Origin of the sequence: Pseudoduganella ginsengisoli, assembly GCF_009720865.1 — a bacterium.
Classification (GTDB): Bacteria; Pseudomonadota; Gammaproteobacteria; order Burkholderiales; family Burkholderiaceae_D; genus Rugamonas; species Rugamonas ginsengisoli.
Genome location: NZ_WNLA01000008.1, coordinates 49,407 through 70,206 on the forward strand (window position 1 = coordinate 49,407; position 20,800 = coordinate 70,206).

Genomic DNA, 20,800 nt, shown 5'->3' on the forward strand with positions numbered 1-20,800 from the left:
TGTAAATCAGGGACTTATGCCTTCCGGAAGGTTGCCGGAAGGCGGAAGAATGTTGCACTCGTTAAATTGCAACTGTTCCGGTCAAACAATCTTAGCACTCCCCCAACAAGGATAGTAACATGTCTAACATTTCCATGTTTACCATAAGCAACTCTTTCGAGAGTATGGGCGCACATGGGCTTAATTCCCAGCAGGAAACCAGCAAGGCACCTCAAGCGGCGCTCGATGGCTTTGATTTCGTGTGGGCGTTGCAACCTGCTGTGGTAAATCGGCAACTTGCCATGATGCAACATGCTGGTTTCATTCCGCAGGCCGTTAACGCCGGCGACCCGGACCAAACCGGTCTGATGATAGGCGGAGAAGGCAATGACCGCGCTGTACTGGCAGCGCCGGAAATCCATTTTGAAACAGGCTTGCCACGCACTGCCGCGCTCGTGCTGACGTTTGTCGGCGGCAACATGATCATTCCCAACGGCTATGCTGGCGGCGACGTTTTGCGCCAGCCGCTGGCCGGGTGGCGGTTGGCGTTCCAGGTGCGTATTCAATTGCAATCCGTGCCGATGCGCGATTTGTTAAATGGCGCTGCGCCGGCAGTTCCTTCCAGCGTCAACCGCCTTGGGCGGTTCGACGAGGCGTATTACCGCGTGCAAGCTGCGATGCTGGATTTTGAGCAAAGCGATTTAACGCAGGCTGATGCGCTCAATACGCATTTAAATACTGACAACGAATTTATAGCGAACCGGTTTACCGCTGTAGTGGGGCGTTGGCTGAAACAACTGGCCGCCAATGGCAATCCTTTCGTGCTGGGCTACGTTGTCACGCGCAAGACACATGCGACCGATATTCTCGACCGTATGCAACCTTCCGGCGCCAACCTTGCCGCCCATGGCAGTTTGAATTTCCTGCAAGTGATGGGCGACCGCAAAATCGCCCACGACCCCAAACTGTATGGCGTCCATGCCGGGCATTTCAACACGGCGCCGGCCGAAGGCGGCGTGGGCAAACTGGTGATTGCCCGCCATACATTTTTCAACGAATTCATCCGGCCCTTGCTGGTGGAACCCATCAGGGCGCGGCTGGCGTCGCTGCCGGATTATGTGCACGCGCGGCGGGCGCAAGGCGATGAACTGGACCGCATGGAATCGCTGAATGAGAAATCTGGCGCCATGGCGACACTGGATAACGGCGCGCGTGCTGATTTCGTACCCGAAACCAGCGGCTGGCGCTACCGCGACCATGTGTTGCTGCACTGGCACGAAGGCGGCGAGCGGTCGCATGACCGCGAATCGGAACAGGACTGGCAATTTCACATCTGCGTGTCGAACCAGGCCGATGCCGAAGGCGTCGAACGGCTGACCTTTGACCTCAGCAGTTCACTGATGCGTTATGAGTGGGACCGCATCAACCAGAAAAGCGGGCCATTCGTGCGCAAGACCTATGCCGGCAAAGGATGGGCGCGCACCACCATGCAGTGGTCGCTGCGGCTGCAATGTGTGCCATCGGCGCGCGGCAGCATAGCACTGAACGTCAGCGGGCGCCTGGCGCCGGCGGTTACGGATTCCGGCGTGCTTGGCGTGTACGTGGTGTCCGATGCGCGTTCTCACTTACTGAACATGAACAAGATCAGCAACGATTGGGACGGCAATGCGGCGGGGATGGCGGCGCTGCAGCAAACCGTCGTGGCGCAATTCGGCGCGGCCGTGGCGGCAATGTTCGGGCAAGCCGCGGGCCACCTGGTGCTGCCGGCCGGGCCGCAACTGGCTTACCGGGGCGTGAAGCTGAATAGCGAAGGCAATATTGAACTGGAACTGGCTCACGAGGAGCGTTAATTATGAGTGCAAATCTGGCGGCACTGGCAATTGAAGGCATGACGCGCAAGGCTGCGCTGGCACGGCGCAAGGTGGATGGGCTGGGTGGTGCAACGGCGTCGGGCGCGGTGGGGTATGCGGCGGCGCGCGTGGCGCGCATCGTGCTGCGGCGCGAACCAGTGAATGATGAAGTGCTGCGCTGGACGTCGATCTTCGCATCGCAGCCTTGTGCCGCACGAGGCCGCGCCGAGTTGGCAATTGCCTTGCTGGCTTTGCCGGAAACCGCGCAGCTCGATGCGCCGGAGCGGCTGGCGCGCAGCTATGACGCCGTCATGGGGCGCTACGACACGAACAATATCAACGCCTCCCATGGGCTGGATGCATTGCTGCAGCGCCTTGCGGTGGAAGGGCTGTCGGAAACGGAAATGATCCGCCTGCATTTTGTGCGCATGCATGACATCGAGCGCAGCGGCAGCCGCAGCATGCCGTGCGCGGCGCCAGTTGATGCGCGCCGTCCGTTCTTTGCGCTGCGTGACAGCCACGGCATGCCGCTGGTGTTTGCCGTTGGCGCCAATGGCCACTTGCACTTGTTCCGGCGCACCGCATTTGGCAACTGGTCGCAAACCGATTTGAGCGCGGCGTTGCCGGCATTTGATTCCCGCGCGTCGGTAATTGAATGTATCGATATGCGGCAGGGAGCCGATGGCGCGATCGCGGTCGCGCTGGCTGTGTCCAGGCGCAGCGGCGATGGGGGATGTGCGCTGTATGCTGCGGCCGGTTTGGCCGCTTCGCTTGATGAAGCCGGATGGGTTTCCGCCTTTGCCGCGATGCCGGAACGCCGGCGCGGCTTGCCCGATGGCGCAACCGTCAACAGCCTGGCGCTGGGACCTGTGCTGCCGGGGGCTGCGGCCATGGTGCTGGTGACGGCGGATACGCCGGACGGGGAAGGGCGCTGGTATTTCAATGCGGCCAATCCCGTGACGGCAATCATGCCGCTGCCGCAAGGATCGGATCCACTGGCCATCGGCTGCTACCGTTTGCCCGGTGCGTGGTCGCTGGCCAAGGATGGTTCGGCACTGTCGTTTGTATCGTTCCCTGACCCGTTCAACTGGGGCATCGACATTGCGTACCAGGCGATTCCGCGGCGCGCGTGCAGTTTCGTACTGGCGCCGGGTTCTGTGCCCAATGTGCCGGACGTGTATGTGGCGGGCGACGGCATCGTCGTGTACCGGGGCGGGCATACGCTGCCGCTGAAAGTTGCCGATACGCGTGGCGCGCGTCTCGTGTGGTGCGGGCAGGATGCGCAGGCGGAACACATCGCGTACTCCGATGGTTCTGGCGGGTTGTGGCTGGTGTCGCGCGCCGTCGGTTCGTCATGGGGCCGGCCGCATGCTGTGGGCGAATCGCTGGTGGCGACCAGCCTGTGCGTGGACAGTGAAACAGGCGGCGTGCATGCGGTCGGCGTGACGCCGGGCGGTGCGTTGATGTGGATGCGGGTGCGCGGGGGCGGGGAGGTCGTCAGCTGCGAGGAAATTGCGCAGTTGGCGGTATGGGAAGGGGAAGAAGAAGCGGCGGAGTTCGGGACAGCAGCATAAGCTGAGAAAGCGTCATCCCCGCGCAGGCGGGGATGACGAGACTACTTACTCGTAATCGCTGATCGGCGCGCAGCTGCAGAACAGGTTACGGTCGCCGTACACGTTGTCGGCACGGCCTACCGATGGCCAGTACTTGTTACGGCGCAGCGATGGCACCGGGTACGCCGCCACTTCGCGGCTGTACTTGCGGTCCCAATTGTCCGATACCAGCACTTCAGCCGTGTGCGGCGCGAACTTCAGCGGGTTGTTGGCCTTGTCGAATTCACCGCTTTCCACTTTGGCGATTTCGGCACGGATCGCAATCATCGCGTCGATGAAGCGGTCCAGTTCCGCCTTGGCTTCCGATTCGGTCGGCTCGATCATCAGGGTGCCAGGAACCGGGAAGCTCATGGTCGGCGCGTGGAAGCCGAAGTCCATCAGGCGCTTGGCCACGTCTTCATTCGAAATGCCGGTGGCATCGGTCAGAGGACGCAGGTCCAGGATGCACTCGTGCGCCACCAGGCCGTCGTGGCCCGAGTACAGCACTGGGAAGTGCGGCGCCAGGCGGCGGGCGATGTAGTTCGCGTTCAGGATCGCGGTTTCCGTCGCGGCGGTCAAGCCTTCCGCGCCCATCATCGCGATGTACATCCACGAAATCGGCAAGATCGATGCGGAGCCGAACGGTGCGGCCGAAATCGAACCGATGCCGTCTTCGCTGCGCACGTAGCCGTTGGAACGCTGGTTAGGCAGGAATTTCGCCAGGTGCGCGCCGACGCCGATCGGGCCCACGCCAGGGCCGCCGCCGCCGTGCGGAATGCAGAAGGTCTTGTGCAGGTTCAGGTGCGATACGTCGCCGCCGAATGCGCCCGGACCGGCCACGCCGACCAGTGCATTCATGTTGGCGCCGTCCACGTACACCTGGCCGCCGTGCGAGTGGATGATGTCGCACAGTTCCGTGATGCCGTCTTCGAACACGCCGTGGGTCGATGGATACGTCACCATCACGCACGCCAGGTTCTTGCTGTGCTGTTCTGCTTTGGCTTTCAAGTCAGCCAGGTCCACGTTGCCGCGCTCGTCGCAGGCGGTGACCACCACCTGCATGCCGACCATCTGGGCCGAAGCAGGGTTGGTGCCGTGTGCCGACGATGGGATCAGGCAGATATTGCGGTGGCCTTCGCCGCGCGACTGGTGGTACTTCTGGATCACCAGCAGGCCCGCGTATTCGCCCTGCGAGCCAGCGTTCGGCTGCAGCGATACGGCAGCGTAGCCGGTTACGGCGCACAGCATGTCTTCCAGCTGCGCGATCATTTCGCGGTAGCCGACGGTCTGGTCGTTTGGCGCGAACGGGTGGATGGTCGAGAATTCCGGCCACGTCACGGGAATCATTTCGCTGGTGGCGTTCAGCTTCATCGTGCACGAACCCAGCGGGATCATGGTGCGGTCCAGCGCCAGGTCCTTGTCGGCCAGCGAGCGCAGGTAGCGCAGCATTTCCGTTTCGGAATGGTAGCGGTTGAAGATCGGGTGCGTCAGGTAGGCGGACGAACGGCCCAGCGCTTCGTTGAAGCCGCGCTCCACGCCGGCTTCCACGGTGTCGAAGTCCGGAGCGGTGGCAGTCGAGTTGATACCGGCGGCGAAGATGGTCCACAAGGTGGCGATGTCTTCGCGGGTCGTGGTTTCATCCAGCGAGACGCCGACGTGGTGCGCGTCGATCTTGCGCAGGTTGACGCCGTTGGCGACAGCGGCTGCGTGCAGCGCGTCGGCATTGGCGGTCTTCACGGTCAGCGTGTCGAAGTACGAATCGTTGGCCAGGCTGTAGCCCAGGGTTTTCAGGTTGGCAGCCAGGATGCCGGTGAAGCGGTGTACGCGCTTGGCGATTTGCAGCAGGCCGGCCGGGCCGTGGTAGACCGCGTACATCGACGCGATGACAGCCAGCAGCACTTGCGCGGTGCAGATGTTGGACGTGGCTTTTTCGCGGCGGATGTGCTGTTCCCGGGTTTGCAGGGCCAGGCGGTAAGCCTTGTTGCCTTGCTGGTCGATGGTCACGCCGACCAGGCGGCCTGGCATCGAACGCTTGTATTCATCGCGGGTGGCCAGGTAGCCGGCGTGCGGGCCGCCGAAGCCCAGCGGTACGCCAAAGCGCTGCGAGTTGCCGACGACAACGTCGGCGCCCCATTCGCCTGGAGGCGTCAGCATGGTCAGGGCCAGCAGGTCGGCTGCCACCACCACCATCGCACCTGCGGCTTTCACGGTTTCTACGGCGGCGCGGTAGTCGCGCACGACGCCGTTCACGCCTGGGTATTGCAGCAGCACGCCGAATGCACCGGTGACGCCGGCCAGTTCCGACGGGTCAAACGTGCGCACTTCGATGCCCAGCGGCGTGGCGCGGGTCTGCACCACTTCCAGCGTTTGCGGCAGCACGTCGTTGGCCACGTAGAACACGTTGGACTTCGATTTGCCCACACGCTGGATCAGCGTCATGGCTTCCGCAGCGGCAGTGCCCTCGTCCAGCATCGACGAGTTGGCGATGCTCATGCCGGTCAGGTCGGTCACCACTTGCTGGAAGTTCAGAATGGCTTCCAGGCGGCCTTGCGAAATCTCTGGCTGGTATGGGGTGTAGGCGGTGTACCAGGCCGGGTTCTCGAAAATGTTGCGCAGGATAACGCCCGGGGTGTGGGTGTTGTAGTAACCCTGGCCGATCAAGGATTTCAGCACCTTGTTCTTGCCGGCGATGGCTTTCAGCTTCGCCAGTGCTTCGGTTTCAGGCATCGATTCGGTGAACTGGCCCAGTGGCAGGGTGTTCTTGTTGCGGATCGATGGCGGAACGATGGCATCGATCAGCGCGGCGCGCGAGGCGTAGCCCAGCACGTCGAGCATTTGCTGCTGCTCGGCGGCGTCCGGGCCAATGTGGCGGGCGATGAATGCATCGCGGGCTTCGAGTTGGGTCAGGCTGGTACGGGTCATGATAGCGGGGGGCAGAAGAGGAATATACGTGGACCGCAGGAAAACGAACGCCCGCATTAACGCGGGCGCAGAAGGATTAACCTTCGGTGGTCTTGCCGTAAGCGGCAGCGTCCAGCAGGCTGTTGATCGCGGCGGCGTCGGCTGGCTTGATCTTGAACAGCCATGCGCCGTACGCGTCGCTGTTGATCGATTCAGGTGCGTCCACCACGGCGTCGTTGACTGCGATCACTTCGCCGGAAACCGGCGCATAGATGTCCGAAGCGGCTTTCACGGATTCCACCACGGCAGCGTCGTCGCCGGCGGTGTACGAATTGCCGACTTTCGGCAGTTCGACGAACACGATGTCGCCCAGCGCATCCTGCGCGAATTCAGTGATGCCGACGGTCAGGGTGCCGTCCGCCTCAGCGCGTACCCACTCGTGGGATGCGGTGTACTTCAGGTCTGCAGGAATGTTGCTCATATTGGCTCCAGTTGGGTTGTTGTTCGTTATGCCTAGTGCTGACTATGCTCAGGCAGCCAGGATTTTACCGTTACGGACGAATGGCAGCTTCACGACCGTGGCGGCCAGCTTCTTGTCGCGGATTTCCACATGCACGGTGTCGCCTACGTTCACGCCCATCGGCACGCGCGCCAGGGCGATGGCTTGCTGCATCGTTGGGCTGAACGTGCCGGACGTGATTTCACCGGTGTCGCCATTGGCGGCGATGACTTTCTGGTGGGCGCGCAGCACGCCGCCTTTTTCACGCAGGATCAGGCCGACGAATTGCGCGTTCTGGCCTTTCGCCTGCAGTGCAGACTTGCCGACGAAGTCGCGTTCCGACACCAGGTCGATGGTCCATGCCAGGCCGGCGTCCAGCGGGTTCACGGATTCGTCCATGTCCTGGCCGTACAGGTTCATGCCGGCTTCCAGGCGCAGCGTGTCGCGCGCACCCAGGCCGGCCGGCTTGACGCCGGCGGCAATCAGGGCATTCCACAGCGCTTCGGCCTTGTCGGCGGCCACGCCGATTTCAAAACCGTCTTCGCCGGTGTAGCCGGTGCGCGCCACCATGGCTTCGCCGAACGGGGTGTCTGGTACGAAGGCCACATTGAATGGCTTCATTTCGCCGGTCGCAGCTTGCGAGCCAGGGATCACTTGCCACACCTTGGCGCGGGCGTTCGGGCCTTGCACGGCGATCAGCGCCATTGCGTTATCACCGTCGCGGCGCTGGGTAATGGTGAGGTTGGCGCCGGTCTTGTCGTTGTGGGCTTTCATCCATGCCACGTCTTTTTCAGCGGTGCCGGCGTTGACCACCAGGCGGAACCACTCTTCGTTGATGAAGTAGACGATCAAGTCATCGATGACGGTGCCTTCAGGATTGAGCATGCACGAGTACAGGGCCTTGCCCGGTACTTGCAGCTTGTCGACGTTGTTGGCCAGCAGGCCGCGCAGGAAGCCGCGCACGTTGGCGCCTTTGATGTCGACCACGCACATGTGGGCCACGTCGAACATGCCGACGTCGGTGCGCACTGCGTGGTGTTCTTCGATTTGCGAACCGTAATTGACCGGCATGTCCCAGCCGCCGAAATCGACCATGCGGGCGTTCAGTGCGCGGTGGGCATTATTGAGGGGAGTCGACTTCAGGGTCATGTTGGGTCCAGTGATCAAAAGGGTCTATAAGGCACGGCAGCGCCGTACTTCGAACCCCTCTGTCCTTGGTACCTGAGAGATAGCAAACGGATAGGTTTGCACGCCCCTTCGGTGGGCTGTATCGAACGAACAGCCGCTCTCCAGAGTTTAACCAGCTGCGCTGCGCGCCGCTGGCCCCTGACCGGTCCTTTTGCCTGAGAGTTTTTGGGTAGTGCCCCTTCGGCGGCAGCGGGTCGCTGCGCTCTCCCGATCAAGACTGTGGACTATATGCCAGAAGGGCAGGGATGTCAATCTTGCAGCCTGAAGCGGGTGGCGAGCCACTGGCGCCGTCCATGCCAGGCCAGGCATGGACGGCGCCCCCGGCATTTAAGGTTTTGCCGGTAATACAATGCGGCGCATCATCACGCGGCTGCCGTTCAGCACAGGCGGGATGGGCGCGACGACCAGCTTGGTATCGCCGACAAAGAACAGCGTCTTGCCATCCGGGCTGATCGTGCCCAGCGCGCGCGTGTTGCATTCATAGCGGTCGTCGTTGCAGGTCGGGTAGTCCGCCAGGTCGAAGTACCCCAGCAGCGGCAAGTTCGTCGTGGTGATCATGCGGGTGCTGCTATCGAGCACGTAGACCCGTGGTTTGGTCGCTGTCCCGCTATAGCGGCTAGGGTAGGCCATGATGTACGCGCGGGAGCCGTCCGGAGACAAGACCGGCGTGCGGCCGTAATAGCCGTCTTCGGGAAGGCTGATCTTGCCGATGATGTTGAAATCACGGTCCCATACGGTATAAGTGCCCTCGACGAAGCGCTCGCCACGCAAGCTTTGCGCCGCTTCATACCAGAAGGACAATCCGACAGAGCTCGGCTTGGCGACGGTATCGTTGCTGTCAAGCGTCACCATCGGCGGCGCCGGCGTATAGCTGGCCGATTGCACGATATTGATGTGGGAACCGTCGCCGGATGCAATGGCCCAGCCAAAGGCATAACTGCCGCCAATGTTGCCAAATTTGCGCGTGACCAGGTCGAAGTACGGCATGCTGCCAGAACCGCCTTCCACCCCGGAATAGCCGTTAAACAGTGCTTTGCCATCATTGCGCATGACAAGGTTCGGCAGGGAATTGAGTTCATAACCGTCGATATAGCCAGCCTTGTAGCTGCCTTGCTGCGTCAGCGTGTCGGGATCGAACAGCACCACTTGGCCGCTGGCGGCCGTCACCAGCAGCGTCTTGCCATCCGGCGAGAGCGCCACGCCTTCGGCGCGCGGCACCGATGCGCTGCTGGCGTCCCAGTTCGCGCCCGACTTTTTGAAGCGCATCACCGCGCCCAGCGTTTTATTGGCGGTATAGACAGCCTGGCGTTCCGCATCGAATACGATGCCGCCCTTCGCGCCTTGCGTGGTGGCGGCCGCATAAACCTGTGCGGGCTGCGCCACCACTTTCAAAGTGACTGAGCCGGAATCGCTGCCGAGGCTGTTCGTCAGTGAAATGGTGGTATTGCCCTGTTGCTGCGCGGGCATCGCGAGTTCCAGCTGTGTATCGTTGACGCGGGTAATCCGGGTCGCGGTCACGCCGCTGAACCGCAGCGCCTGCGCCGCATCCGCGATACTGTCGAAGCCGCGTCCGCGCACAATGTACGTGCCGGTTTCGCCTGGCAAGCGGGTGTACGGGCTAATGAAGTGCAGCTGCGGTACGCGCTTGTTGAGGGTGACGGCGAATTTCGTGGGGAATACTTTGCCGCTGACCAGGCTGATGGTTAATTCCGCCGTGTGCGAAGCAAAGTTCTCCAGTTGCGCCAGGGCGGCAGCATCAATGGTCAAGTCCACCTGGTTGGTGCGGGTCGCCCCCGTCGTGCGCGACAGTTTCAGCCAGCTGGCGCTGCTGGAAACCGTCCAGTCCTGGACTGGCAAGTTGGGAATATCAATGCTCAGCTTGCCTCCAAGTTGTGCCGCCGCCGTCGATCCATCGGCGGTGATGGTCGATGGCCCGGCAATCGCCCAGTTCGCTCCGAGGACATTAATACTGACGGGCACGGATATTGGCGAAACATCTTGCCCGGCGGACAAGAGCAAGTCTGCTTGATAATTGCCGGCAGCCAGGGTTGCAGCGGAGGCGCTCAGCGTCAGCTTGCCATTGGCAGCCGGCGCCACGGACAGCCAGCCGCTGGCGTTGCCACGGTATTGAATGCTGGTGGCCAGCGCTTTGCCCCAGGCTGGCACCGCGACGGTCAATGACTGGCTGTCGCTGTTCATGCCGGCAGTGGCCGTAAAGTCGACCGACTTGCGGTCCGGCGTAATGCTGGTAATGGTCGAACCATCTGCTTTGACTTCATAGCTGACCACCACGCCAGCGTTGCGGTTGCCCGACGCGACAGTAGCGAGGCCCTGGTAAATACCCGGCGCCTTGGCGTCGGCGGTGATGCTAAAGCCATTGCTGGTAACGTTCGAGATTTGCAGCCAGGATGTATTGCTGGTGGCGGCGAACGTGCTGACACCGGACGGCAGCTGCACCGCAATATTGGCGCTGGCGCGTGAACCCGCCATGGCGCTTAGCTGCACTGTTCCCGGTGTCACCTTCAATCCTTTGGCGATGGTCACGGTATAAGGAACCTCGGCCGGCGAACCCTTGATATGCTGCGTGCAGCGTTCGTCCGTGCAGGCAAACAGGCGAATGCTGCCTTTGTATTCGCCGGCAGCCAGTTGCGGCTTCGGATAAACCGTGAAGCGGACTTGTTCGCCAACGACTTGCACCAGGACTTCGGACAGCGCCGTGCCCAAATCCTGGCCGCCGGTATAAATGGTGGCAGGCGGCGTGCCGCCGCTGCCGGAGCCGGTGACAACTTGCGACGCGATGGTCGAACCTTCATCGCCATTGAATTTCAGTTCGGTCCGGTCGATCGATACGGAAAAGCCGGGTGCGGGGTCCGGCGCCGACGGAGTGGAAGCGCCGCCACCGCCGCCTCCGCCGCAAGCGGTCAGGATTGCCGCCAATGCGACGCTTGCCGCCACTTTCCAGGACAGTAAATTACGGGAAATAGCCATCAACTTTTTTGCCACTTATTTTGCGAATTAAAAGAAAAGCAAGGATTGTAGTGGAGAAATTGATAATTTCCTACAGGAATGATGGCCCGGCGCACGAATGCCGTGTGCGTGCGCGGGCAGCGCGCACTCCTTTGCTAAAATTGTCGTAATTAAAACAACGAGGCCAACCATGGACCAGCATGAAAAATTTGACGGGCACGCGTGGTTCACGCTGTCCGGCGACGTCAACAGCGATATGGTGCACCGCATGTTTGATGCGGTTGCCGATATGACGGAAGACATGGTGACCGACGCGCATGTGCTGCTGCAATCGAACGGCGGGTATGTCAGCGACGGCATCTGCCTGTATAACTACCTGAGCAAACTGCCGATCCGTTTTCATTTCTATAACGCGGGCGCAGTGGCGTCGATCGCCGTGATCGTATTCCTGGCGGGCCAGAAACGTTATGCCAGCAGTACGGCGCGCTTTATGGTGCACAAGTCGCACGCCAGTGCGCCATCGGGGGCGCGGCCGGAAGCGCTGCGGATCATCGTCGAAGGCTTGCAGGCGGACGATGCGCGCACAGAAGAAATCCTGCGCCGCCACGTGGAATTGTCGGAGGACCATTGGCAAGTCCATAACTATTCAGACTTGCACTTGACGGCCAAGCAGGCCGCCGACGTGAAAATGATCGATAAGGTAATGGATTTTGCGCCGCCCAAAGGGCGCCGCGTGACGAATATCTGATCAACTGCGCCGCCTGCACAGGCGGCGCGCCGCATTCCCGGTCAGTGTCCCCTTGCGCCGTTACGGTGCGTGCTGCGGGCGCTGACCCGGTTGGCCCTGCGGCTTTCCTCGGCTCGCGCATCGTCGCGGCGGGCGCCCTGGAATTCCTGGTGCCCCATCGATCCCGATCCTTTGGCTCCCGACTGCCTGCTGATGCCGCCACCTTGCTGTGGCGTTTCCTGGCTGCCCTGATAATCTTGTCTGGTTTTGACCTTGGATTGCATGATTTAATCCCTTTAGGTTGAGACAGTCCGGCAAAAAAACTACCGTTTATTAACTTGCAGCTATTGCCATGCGGCAATAATGTGCAAGAATATGGGGGTGGCAATCCGCCGTTCCCACCAATTCAGGTTAGACCATGCAATCAGATCAGACAAATCCTGCCGTGCCAAAAAAAGCGGTGACGCCGCGGCATGCGTTGCTGGAGAACCTGATCGACATCGTCCACCGGCACGTCGGCGAGCAATTTCTGGACTTTACGACGCGTGTTGCGGCCGAGTTGATCGATGGCGATCTGGGCGGCGATGCCAGCCAGGTGGCGGCCCGTATCCGCGCCGGCAATTTGCTGCGCAGCGGCCACTATGGCTACCTCAGCCTGTTCAAGAAAGAACTGGAAAAAGCGCTGCGCCATGAAATTGCCGAGCTGGCGCCGGGGCAAAAGGCCAGGCCCAAGCCGGTCGCCCAGTCCCTGTCGCTGGTGTCCATGGAAGAAATGGATACCAAGGTGGCGCTGGGCACGATTGCCAAACCATTTGAAGTGCAATATTCCGATGCGCTGGCGACCTTGAACGTGCGGCTGGCATTCTTGCTGGACCGCGATATTTTGCGGGTCAACCAGAATCCGTTCCGGCCGGACGTGATCCTCGGCGCGCTGCAGCAGGCTTGGCTGGCGTTCACGCAGGAAGACGAGGTGGCGGAGTTGCTGCTGTCGCTGCTGAAGCCCGCGTTGTTCATGAATTTGACGTCGATGTTCGACGAATTGAACGACACCTTGCAGCGCAAGGCGGAGCAGCCGGGTTCCGTGGACAGCTACAAGACCCGCAAGGCCGATTCGCATGACGCCAGCAGCGCCAGTCCCGCGCGGCAGCGCAAGCAGCAGGCAGAGCTGGCCAATCAGTTGCGCCAGTTCTTTGGCAATGCACAGGAGCCTGCGGCGGATCCATCGCTGTTGATTCCGGATTTGCCGGATATCGCCAATTTGAAGGCGGGTTCGTGGGCGCAAGGTCCCGCGCAGAATTTCCAGGGTGACGGCAACAATCAGGCTGCGCAGCGGGCCGCGCAGACGGCGTCCAAGCAGCCGCTGTTCAATTTCCTGTCGCAAGTGCAGCAGGGCGGGATGGCGGCCGGCGGCGCCGCGCCGGGCATGGGTCCCATGGCGCCTGTCATGGTGGCGGCGGGCGGCATGCCTGCGGGCGGTGTCCGTGCGTATATGCCGGGCGGCTTTGCCATGCCTGCGGGCGGGGCGGGGCAGTTTGCCGGCCATGGCGTACAGGCGCATGCCTTGGCTGTTCAAGGTGGCGTGGCCGGTGCTGCGCAATTGGCTGGTGGTGGTATCGAAGGCGGCATGGCGGGCGGGTGGCAGCCGGCCGGCGCAGGATTCTCTGTGCCGGGCGTGGCGGCGGCAGGCTTCCCCGCGCCGGGCGGCGTGGCAGCGGCAGGCCCGGCGATGGGCGCTGTGGCAGGCACGGCTGTTGGGTTTATTCCCGGGGGTGTGGCCGCTGGCGGTTCCGGCTTGCTGGCGCTGCTGAGCGCGCAAAGTGCGGCCTGGGGTGCGATACCGGGCGCCGCATCCGCCGATGGTGCGCCTGGCGCCGCGCAGTTCGCCGGCTTGGCCGGGCTGGGCGCAGCGCCCAACGTGTTTTATCTGCCCAGCATCAAACAGCACGCGCCACAAGGCACGTTGACCCGCGCCGACGAAAGCACGATCGATTTGCTGTCGGCCGTGTTTGACACGGTCTTCCAGGACCAGAACATTTCCAAGGAAATCCGCGACTTGATGCGGTTCCTGCAAATTCCCGTCCTGAAGGCGGCGCTGGTCGATAAAGATTTCTTTTTCCAGGAAGCGCATCCGGCACGGCGTCTGATCGACCTGCTGTCGCGCATGGGATGGGAGCAGCGCAAGAGCCCGGATGATCCGCTGTTCCAGGCCATGCAGCGCAGTATCGAGCGCGTGGGGCGCGACCATGACCACGAAAAAAGTGTGTTCACGGAAGCCGTCAATGAACTGGAAGCGTCGCTGAAAGCCGATGAAGCGGCCGAAGCCACGGCAATGGCGGCGCCGATTGCCGCCGCGCTGAAACAGGAAAAAATGGCGGAAGCTGCCAGGTCGGCAAAAAACGCCGTGGCGCTGCGGCTGGGCACGGGCGAAGTGGTGGCCGTGGTGGAAGCGTTTTTGGAGAACCGCTGGGTCAATGTGCTGACGCTGGCCTACAGCGTGGAAGAGGAAAAGCCGGGCGCGGTCAAGCATGCCACGCAGACCATGGATGATTTGATCTGGAGCGTGAAGCCCAAGATTTCGGCGGAGGAGCGCAAGCAATTGATCGGCAAGTTGCCGGGCTTGCTGACGACGCTGAATAAATGGCTGGACATTATCAAGTGGCAGGATGCCGAGCGCCTGCAGTTCTTTGCCGAATTGGCTGAATGCCACGCGTCGATTGTGCGTGCGCCGCTGGAAGTATCGCCGGAGCGGCAAGTCGAGCTGGCCATGGAGGCGGCAAAAAAAGCCGCCGAGCGCCGCCAGGAATTGGCTGCGCAGGCTGCCGCCAAGGCGCAAGCGGCGCCACCGCCTGCGCAAGATGATGACGCCGTGGTAGCAGCCGATAGCCTGGCGCGCGGCGACTGGCTGGAATTCGACCAGGAAGATGGCGCGCAGGGCGGCGGTGCCACGCGCAAGGTCAAGCTGGCGTGGATCAGCCCCCGCAAGACCTTGTACATTTTTTCCACGCATTCGCGGCAGGAAGCGTTTTCGCTGTCCGGCGATGTGCTGGCGCAGAAATTCCGCGACGGTAAAGTGCGCGTCTACCGCACCGAAGGGCTGGTGGGCCGTGCGCTGTCGCAGGCGATCGGGCAGGCCGCTGTCAATGATGCGGAGATGGCGGCGCCGGGCGCGGCCGCCTGATAGCCCGCCGGCCTTATTTCTGGGCGGTCTGCTCGATCCGCAGCGCTTCGATGGCCCGCTCCAGCGCCGCGTCGCGCCCGGCGCGCACATCCGCCACCGTTGGCTCCACAATAATGGTTGGCTGGACACCTTGGCCGACAAACATGCGCCCATCCGGCCGCACATCGCGTTTCACGCAAATGCGGGCGCTGCCGCCTCCGGGCAGGTCCATGAACAGCGGCTGGCCCGTGCTGCCGGCCGTTGCCATCCCGATCAGCGGGCCCCGCTGCATGGCTTCATACGCGACGGCAAAGTCTTCGGCTGCGGAGAAACTGCGGGGGCCGATCAGGACAGCCACCGGGCCGGTGTAGACCCGGTCGCGCCGATGCTCAAATGTGTTACCTCCTTCCGTGGGGCGCCACTTGATCAGGTCCATGTCGCGTGCGCGGTCCAGTGCCGTGTCGTCCCGTACATACGAGCGGGACGTGGCGAACGGCTTGCTGCTCAGGTAACTGAGAATCTCATACCCGTATTCATCGCTGCCGCCGCCATTGGCCCGGACGTCGATGATCAAACCATGTGCCGGCATTAATTGCGGCAGCGCTGCTTCCAGTGCCTTGACGCCGCTGTCATTTTCAAACGTATTGACGCGCAGGTAGGCAATATTGCCTGGCAGTAGGCGGAATTCAGATTCCTGCACCTTTTGCGTGTCCTTGTAGCCAGTGCGCCCAATGGTTTCCGTGCGTTCCTTGCCATCGGCGCCGCGCAGGCGCAGTTGCAGCGGCTTGCCGGCGTCACCCATCAGCAATTGGTAGCTGTAGGTGCGCACGTCGCGGTCTTGCGGCGTGGATGCGCTGACATAGCGCGTCACGTAGTCCTGCGCATAGGTTTTTACGGGTTTGCCGTCGATCGCCACCAGTTCGTCGCCAGCCCGGATGCGCTGCGCCAGCGACGGGCTGCGGACGTCCGTGACCAATACTTTGTTTTCCACCAGCGTGGTCACCACGGGCGGGCGCGCATACAGCTTGTCTTGCAACGCGTCGGGCGCATAAATATTCGTGTGGCCGTCCTGCAGCAGCGGCGCCAATTCCATCATGACCTTGTAATAGGCTTCCGTGGTGGGCGCGGCCAGCACCTTGGCCAGGTATGTGTGGTAGGTCTTGTTCCAGTCCAGGTCTGGCACGTGGTCGAAGTGAGCAAAGCTGTGGCGCGCTTCCGACCAGAACAGCGACAGGCCGGCGACTTTTTCTTCGTTGCTCAATACAGGGCGGTAAGGGGTGGCCTGCTTGTCCCAGACGCGGGAAGCCGCCCGGTGCGCACTCAGGATGCGCTGGAAGCGGGGATCCGCCTTCAAGCCGTCGAATGCCGCGTCGTTGGCAAAGAGTTCGGCAAACCGCGCCGCCTGGCCGAACTGGGCCAGCGCATCCAGCAGCGCCAGGGCTTCGTCTTTCTTGCCTTGCCTTGCGTAGAGGACGGCCAGGTCATACCGTACGTCGAAACCCTTGAAATGCAGCGGAAGGTTGCCTGTGCCACGTGCCGCCACTTCCGGGTCATCCAGCAAGGCCAGCGCCTGTTGCAGCAGGGCTGCCGCCTGTTGCATGCCTTGCGGCGACGGATCCTTTTTTATCGCGCGGCTGGCGTCCGCGCGCAGGTTCTTTATTTGCTCGTAATCCCGTTCCGCCTGCGTGGCGGCGCCAGCGCAGGTAGCGCTCAGGGAAAACAACAGCGTGGCAATCAGGTGGCGGTGCATGGCGGCTCCTTAACAAAGCCCGCCAGTCTACTGGTTGGACAGGATTTAAAATTCACACTTTGTCACGGTTGCAAGTTTGCAACATTGTTATCAGTCCGTCGGCGGCATCTTCCACATAGTCCAATACCTGATCAAACCCCTGCGCGCCGCCGTAATAGGGATCCGGCACGATATCGGAATCGGACCGGGTCGCGTATTGCATGAATAAGCCCAGCTTGTGCTGGTATGGCGCAGGGCAGCGCGATGTCAATATGGCCAGGTTTTCATGGTCCATGGCCAGGATATGGTCGAACACTTCGAAATCCATGGCCGATACCTGCCGCGCGCGCTGCGCCGACAAGTCATAGCCGCGCTTGTGCGCATGCTGCATCGAGCGCTGGTCCGGCGGATTGCCCACGTGATACGCATGCGTGCCTGCTGAATCAATATCCAGCGCCAATCCCGCTTGTTCGGCCCGGTGGCGGAAGACGCCCTCGGCAGTGGGGGAGCGGCAAATATTGCCCATGCAAACAAACAGGATGGAAGTCTTGCTCATGGCATTGTTTTTATTCGGTTTTAGAGTGGCTCTTATCATGGAATTGGCCAGTATTGACGACCAAAATGGTATGATAGGCCACTTTTCATAACAGCAATTCCGAATCCGGCTGAGAACGTGCGTTTATCATCGATAAAATTGTCGGGATTTAAGTCTTTCGTTGATCCCACCAATTTCCAGGTGCCGGGTCAATTGGTTGGCGTAGTAGGTCCTAACGGTTGCGGCAAATCGAACATTATCGATGCCGTACGGTGGGTGCTGGGCGAATCAAAAGCATCGGAATTGCGCGGCGAATCGATGCAGGACGTGATTTTCAACGGTTCCACGCACCGCAAGCCGTCCGGCCGCGCATCGGTTGAACTGGTGTTCGACAACCACGAAGGCAAAGCGTCGGGCCAATGGGGCCAGTACGCGGAAATCGCTGTCAAGCGCACGTTGACGCGCGACGGCACGTCGACGTATTACATCAATGGCCAGCCGGTACGCCGCCGCGATATCCAGGATATTTTCCTGGGTACGGGATTGGGCCCGCGCGCTTATGCGATTATTGGCCAGGGCATGATTGCCCGCATTATCGAGTCGCGCCCTGAAGAATTGCGCGTGTTTCTCGAAGAAGCAGCCGGCGTGTCGAAATATAAGGAACGGCGCCGGGAAACGGAAAACCGGTTGCATGACACGCGCGAGAATTTGCTGCGCGTGGAAGATATCCTGCGCGAATTGAATACTAATCTGGAACGCCTGGAAGGACAGGCGGAAGTCGCCATGCGCTTCCACCAGCTACAAGCGGACCAGGATGAAAAGCAAAAGCTGCTGTGGCTGTTGCGCCGCAATGAAGCGCAGGCCGAACAGCAGCGCTGGTTCCGTGAAATGGAACAGGCGCAGACAGACCTGGAAGAGCAGACTGCCAAGCTGCGCAACGTGGAATTGACGCTGGAACAAATGCGCCAGTCGCACTTTGCGGCCGGCGACCGCCTGCACTCGGCGCAAGGCTTGCTGTACCAGACCAATTCGGAAATCGGCAGCCTGGAAGCGCAAATCAAGTTCGTCGTGGAGTCCCGCACGCGGCTGCAAAACCAGCTGGCGACCCTGGCAGCCCAGCGTGACCAGTGGCAGGAACAGGCGCAAGACAACACGGAGCAACTCGAAGAAGCGGAATTTTCGCTGGAAGAGTTGTCGCTGAAAGCCGAGCAGGCCCGATTGACGTCCGAACAAAAGGCCGAGAGCCTGCCATTGCTGGAGCAGAGCTGGCGCGACGCGCAGCAGCGCAGCACGGAATCGCGCGGCCGCATCATGCAAATGCAGCAGCAGCTGGAACTGGAATCCGCGCAGCAGCGCAACGCGACGAATATCCTGAACGGCCTGGCCGTGCGCAAGGAGCGCCTGCTGCAGGAAAAGAACGGCCTGGCGATGCCGGATGCCGCGCATCTGGACAATTTAAAATGGCAGCTGGAAGAAAAGCAGCAAACGCTGGAAGAAGTTGGCATGCAATTGGAGCAAGCCGCTGAACTCCAGCCGGTGCTGGAAGCAGAACGCCAGGACGCGCAGCTGCAGGTCAATTCCGAGACGGCCGCCAATGCGCAGCTGGAAGCGCGCCTGAATGCGTTAAAACAGTTGCAGGAGCGCGTGCAAACGCAAGGCAAGGTCACGCCATGGCTGCAAAAGCACGAACTCGATGCGTTGCCGCGCCTGTGGCAAAAACTGCAAATTGAGCCGGGCTGGGAAACCGCGATGGAAGCGGTCCTGCGCGAACGCACGTCGGCGCTGCAAGTGTCGAACATCGACTGGGCCAAACACTTCTTCAACGATGCGCCGCCGGCCAAGCTGGCGCTGTTTGCCCCCGTGACGGCTGCGCCGCCCGGCATGCTGGAGCGTCCCGGCCTGAAGCCGTTCCTCAATTTGCTGAAGTTGAATGACCCGGGCTTGCGCGGCGTGCTGCAAGACTGGCTGCACAACGTGTTTGTGGCGGACGATGCAGCCGAGGCGTTCAGCAACCGCAACACCTTGCCGCCCGGCGGCTATTACGTGACGCGCCAGGGCCATGTGATTTCGCCATCGGCCGTGCGTTTTTACGCGGCGGACGCGGAGCAGGACGGCATGCTGGCGCGCCAGCAGGAAATCGACAACATCATCAAGCAATTGCGCGCGCAATCGATGCTGGCCGAAGAAGCGCGTGCCCGCGCTGTGCGCGCCGATGCGGCCGTAACGAACCACGCGCGCGTCATCGCGGAATTGCGCCAGAAATCGCAAAGCTTGACGCAATCCGTGCATGCATTGCAGCTGGATGTGTTGAAGCTGTCGGAAGTGCAGGCGCGCTTCCAGCAGCGCAGCACGCAGATCAGCACCGACCTGGCGGAAATCGCCGCGCAGGAAGAAGAACACATGCAGGCGCGCATGGAATCCGAAGAAAAATTCGAACAGCTCGACATGGAGCTGGCCGATCTGCAGGGCGCCCATGAAGATGGCCAGACAGCGCTGATGGACCAGGAACGGAAACTGGCCGATGCGCGCAATGCGCAGCGCGACCTGGAGCGCGCGGCACAGGAAGCGGAATTCGCGGAAAAGTCGCAGCGCAACCGTATCGCGGAATTGCGCCGCACCATCGACACGGCCAAGGCGCAGGCGCAGCAAGTGGCCGAAAGCCTTCAGCAGGGCCAGCGCGAACTGGAAAGCCTGGAAGCGGGTACGGCACATGAAGGCTTGCAGGATTTGCTGGACCGCCGCACGCAGCAGGAACGCGCGCTGTCCGATGCGCGCCATGAACTGGACCAGATCACGCAGCAATTGCGCAGCTTTGAAGAAGCGCGCATGAGCAATGAGCGTTCGCTGCAGCCGCAGCGCGACAAGATCACTGAAATGCAGTTGAAGGAACAGGCCGCGCGCCTGAACCAGGAACAATTCGCGCAACAGTTGCAAGAGTCCGGCGCCGATGAACAGGCATTGGCAGAGAAACTGCAGCCTGACATGAAAGCGCAATACCTGCAGGCGGAAGTCACGCGCCTGAACAATGCAATTGCCATGCTGGGCGCCGTCAACCTGGCCGCGCTGGATGAACTGGCGCAAGCCAATGAGCGCAAGCGCTTCCTGGATTCGCAATTCAATGATTTGACGGAAGCCATCAATACATTGGAAGACGCGATCTTCCGCATCGACCGCGAAACGCGCGACTTGCTGCAGGATACGTTTGACCGCGTCAATGGCCACTTCTCTGAACTGTTCCCGATTCTGTTCGGCGGCGGCCAGGCAAAGCTGATCATGACGGGCGACGAGATTCTCGACTCTGGCGTGCAAGTGATGGCGCAGCCGCCGGGCAAGAAGAACGCTACGATTCACCTGCTGTCCGGCGGTGAAAAAGCGCTGACCGCGACGGCGCTGGTGTTTTCCATGTTCCGCCTGAACCCTGCGCCGTTCTGCCTGCTCGACGAAGTCGATGCGCCGCTGGACGACGCCAACACGGAGCGTTTCTGCCGCATGGTGAAACGCATGTCCGAACATACGCAATTCCTCTTCATTTCGCACAACAAGATTGCGATGGAGATGGCCAATCAACTGATCGGTGTGACGATGCAAGAGCAGGGCGTATCGCGCATCGTGGCGGTGGATATGGAATCCGCCGCAAACTTCGCTTCCGAGGCACAAGCAGCATGACAGATCTTCA

12 protein-coding genes and 2 riboswitches are annotated in these 20,800 nt (G+C 61.4%); of the genes, 5 read left to right on the top strand and 7 right to left on the bottom strand.

Annotation, left to right across the window (positions count from 1 at the left end; all coding sequences use genetic code 11):
* The first annotated feature begins 281 nt into the window (after window positions 1-281).
* Complete coding sequence (locus GM668_RS13825; protein ID WP_155439552.1) at window positions 282-1,829, top strand: hypothetical protein; 1,548 nt, start codon at window positions 282-284, stop codon at window positions 1,827-1,829.
* 2 nt (window positions 1,830-1,831) lie between these two features.
* Window positions 1,832-3,403, top strand: coding sequence for a hypothetical protein (locus GM668_RS13830; RefSeq protein ID WP_155439553.1), 1,572 nt, complete (start codon window positions 1,832-1,834; stop codon window positions 3,401-3,403).
* A gap of 45 nt (window positions 3,404-3,448) precedes the next feature.
* On the opposite strand, the gene gcvP is transcribed toward GM668_RS13830, so the two are convergent.
* The 4 genes from gcvP to GM668_RS13850 form a co-directional block, all read right to left on the bottom strand.
* A complete protein-coding gene (gene gcvP / locus GM668_RS13835; RefSeq protein ID WP_155439554.1) occupies window positions 3,449-6,343 on the bottom strand; it encodes an aminomethyl-transferring glycine dehydrogenase in 2,895 nt (964 codons plus the stop codon).
* 76 nt (window positions 6,344-6,419) lie between these two features.
* The gene (gcvH, locus tag GM668_RS13840) at window positions 6,420-6,803 is read right to left on the bottom strand and encodes a glycine cleavage system protein GcvH (RefSeq protein ID WP_155439555.1); all 384 of its coding nucleotides are present in this window, start codon (window positions 6,801-6,803) and stop codon (window positions 6,420-6,422) included.
* A gap of 48 nt (window positions 6,804-6,851) precedes the next feature.
* Window positions 6,852-7,970: a glycine cleavage system aminomethyltransferase GcvT gene (gcvT, locus tag GM668_RS13845; RefSeq protein WP_155439556.1), complete on the bottom strand. Its 1,119-nt coding sequence runs from the start codon at window positions 7,968-7,970 to the stop codon at window positions 6,852-6,854.
* A 49-nt stretch (window positions 7,971-8,019) separates the two neighbouring features.
* A riboswitch (glycine riboswitch) is annotated at window positions 8,020-8,124 on the bottom strand.
* 18 nt (window positions 8,125-8,142) lie between these two features.
* A riboswitch (glycine riboswitch) is annotated at window positions 8,143-8,229 on the bottom strand.
* A 107-nt stretch (window positions 8,230-8,336) separates the two neighbouring features.
* The gene (locus tag GM668_RS13850; protein WP_155439557.1) at window positions 8,337-10,997 is read right to left on the bottom strand and encodes an IPT/TIG domain-containing protein; all 2,661 of its coding nucleotides are present in this window, start codon (window positions 10,995-10,997) and stop codon (window positions 8,337-8,339) included.
* Window positions 10,998-11,166: 169 nt separating this feature from the next.
* Here GM668_RS13850 and GM668_RS13855 point away from each other — a divergent pair, with 169 nt between their 5' ends.
* Window positions 11,167-11,724: an ATP-dependent Clp protease proteolytic subunit gene (locus GM668_RS13855; protein ID WP_155439558.1), complete on the top strand. Its 558-nt coding sequence runs from the start codon at window positions 11,167-11,169 to the stop codon at window positions 11,722-11,724.
* Between the two features lie 41 nt (window positions 11,725-11,765).
* Here the strand turns inward: GM668_RS13855 and GM668_RS13860 are convergent, their stop codons facing one another.
* A complete protein-coding gene (locus GM668_RS13860; RefSeq protein ID WP_155439559.1) occupies window positions 11,766-11,987 on the bottom strand; it encodes a hypothetical protein in 222 nt (73 codons plus the stop codon).
* A gap of 134 nt (window positions 11,988-12,121) precedes the next feature.
* On the opposite strand from GM668_RS13860, the gene GM668_RS31590 reads away from it, so the two are divergent.
* The gene (locus GM668_RS31590; protein WP_155439560.1) at window positions 12,122-14,881 is read left to right on the top strand and encodes a DUF1631 family protein; all 2,760 of its coding nucleotides are present in this window, start codon (window positions 12,122-12,124) and stop codon (window positions 14,879-14,881) included.
* Window positions 14,882-14,894: 13 nt separating this feature from the next.
* Here the strand turns inward: GM668_RS31590 and GM668_RS13870 are convergent, their stop codons facing one another.
* Together GM668_RS13870 and GM668_RS13875 are read right to left on the bottom strand one after the other, a co-directional pair.
* A complete protein-coding gene (locus tag GM668_RS13870) occupies window positions 14,895-16,610 on the bottom strand; it encodes a S41 family peptidase (RefSeq protein ID WP_155439561.1) in 1,716 nt (571 codons plus the stop codon).
* 52 nt (window positions 16,611-16,662) lie between these two features.
* Entirely contained in the window at window positions 16,663-17,145 is a 483-nt protein-coding gene (locus tag GM668_RS13875; RefSeq protein WP_155439562.1) for a low molecular weight protein-tyrosine-phosphatase, read from the bottom strand.
* A gap of 117 nt (window positions 17,146-17,262) precedes the next feature.
* Between GM668_RS13875 and smc the strand changes: the two genes are divergently transcribed.
* Window positions 17,263-20,790: a chromosome segregation protein SMC gene (gene smc / locus GM668_RS13880; protein ID WP_170305637.1), complete on the top strand. Its 3,528-nt coding sequence runs from the start codon at window positions 17,263-17,265 to the stop codon at window positions 20,788-20,790.
* The last annotated feature ends 10 nt before the right edge of the window (window positions 20,791-20,800 follow it).

Excerpts from the sequence above, each read along its gene's own strand:
- GM668_RS13825 (WP_155439552.1), top strand. The coding sequence starts at position 282 with ATGATGCAACATGCTGGTTTCATTCCGCAGGCCGTTAACGCCGGCGAC.
- GM668_RS13830 (WP_155439553.1), top strand. The coding sequence starts at position 1,832 with ATGAGTGCAAATCTGGCGGCACTGGCAATTGAAGGCATGACGCGCAAG.
- gcvP (WP_155439554.1), bottom strand. The coding sequence starts at position 6,343 with ATGACCCGTACCAGCCTGACCCAACTCGAAGCCCGCGATGCATTCATC.
- gcvH (WP_155439555.1), bottom strand. The coding sequence starts at position 6,803 with ATGAGCAACATTCCTGCAGACCTGAAGTACACCGCATCCCACGAGTGG.
- gcvT (WP_155439556.1), bottom strand. The coding sequence starts at position 7,970 with ATGACCCTGAAGTCGACTCCCCTCAATAATGCCCACCGCGCACTGAAC.
- GM668_RS13850 (WP_155439557.1), bottom strand. The coding sequence starts at position 10,997 with ATGGCTATTTCCCGTAATTTACTGTCCTGGAAAGTGGCGGCAAGCGTC.
- GM668_RS13855 (WP_155439558.1), top strand. The coding sequence starts at position 11,167 with ATGGACCAGCATGAAAAATTTGACGGGCACGCGTGGTTCACGCTGTCC.
- GM668_RS13860 (WP_155439559.1), bottom strand. The coding sequence starts at position 11,987 with ATGCAATCCAAGGTCAAAACCAGACAAGATTATCAGGGCAGCCAGGAA.
- GM668_RS31590 (WP_155439560.1), top strand. The coding sequence starts at position 12,122 with ATGCAATCAGATCAGACAAATCCTGCCGTGCCAAAAAAAGCGGTGACG.
- GM668_RS13870 (WP_155439561.1), bottom strand. The coding sequence starts at position 16,610 with ATGCACCGCCACCTGATTGCCACGCTGTTGTTTTCCCTGAGCGCTACC.
- GM668_RS13875 (WP_155439562.1), bottom strand. The coding sequence starts at position 17,145 with ATGAGCAAGACTTCCATCCTGTTTGTTTGCATGGGCAATATTTGCCGC.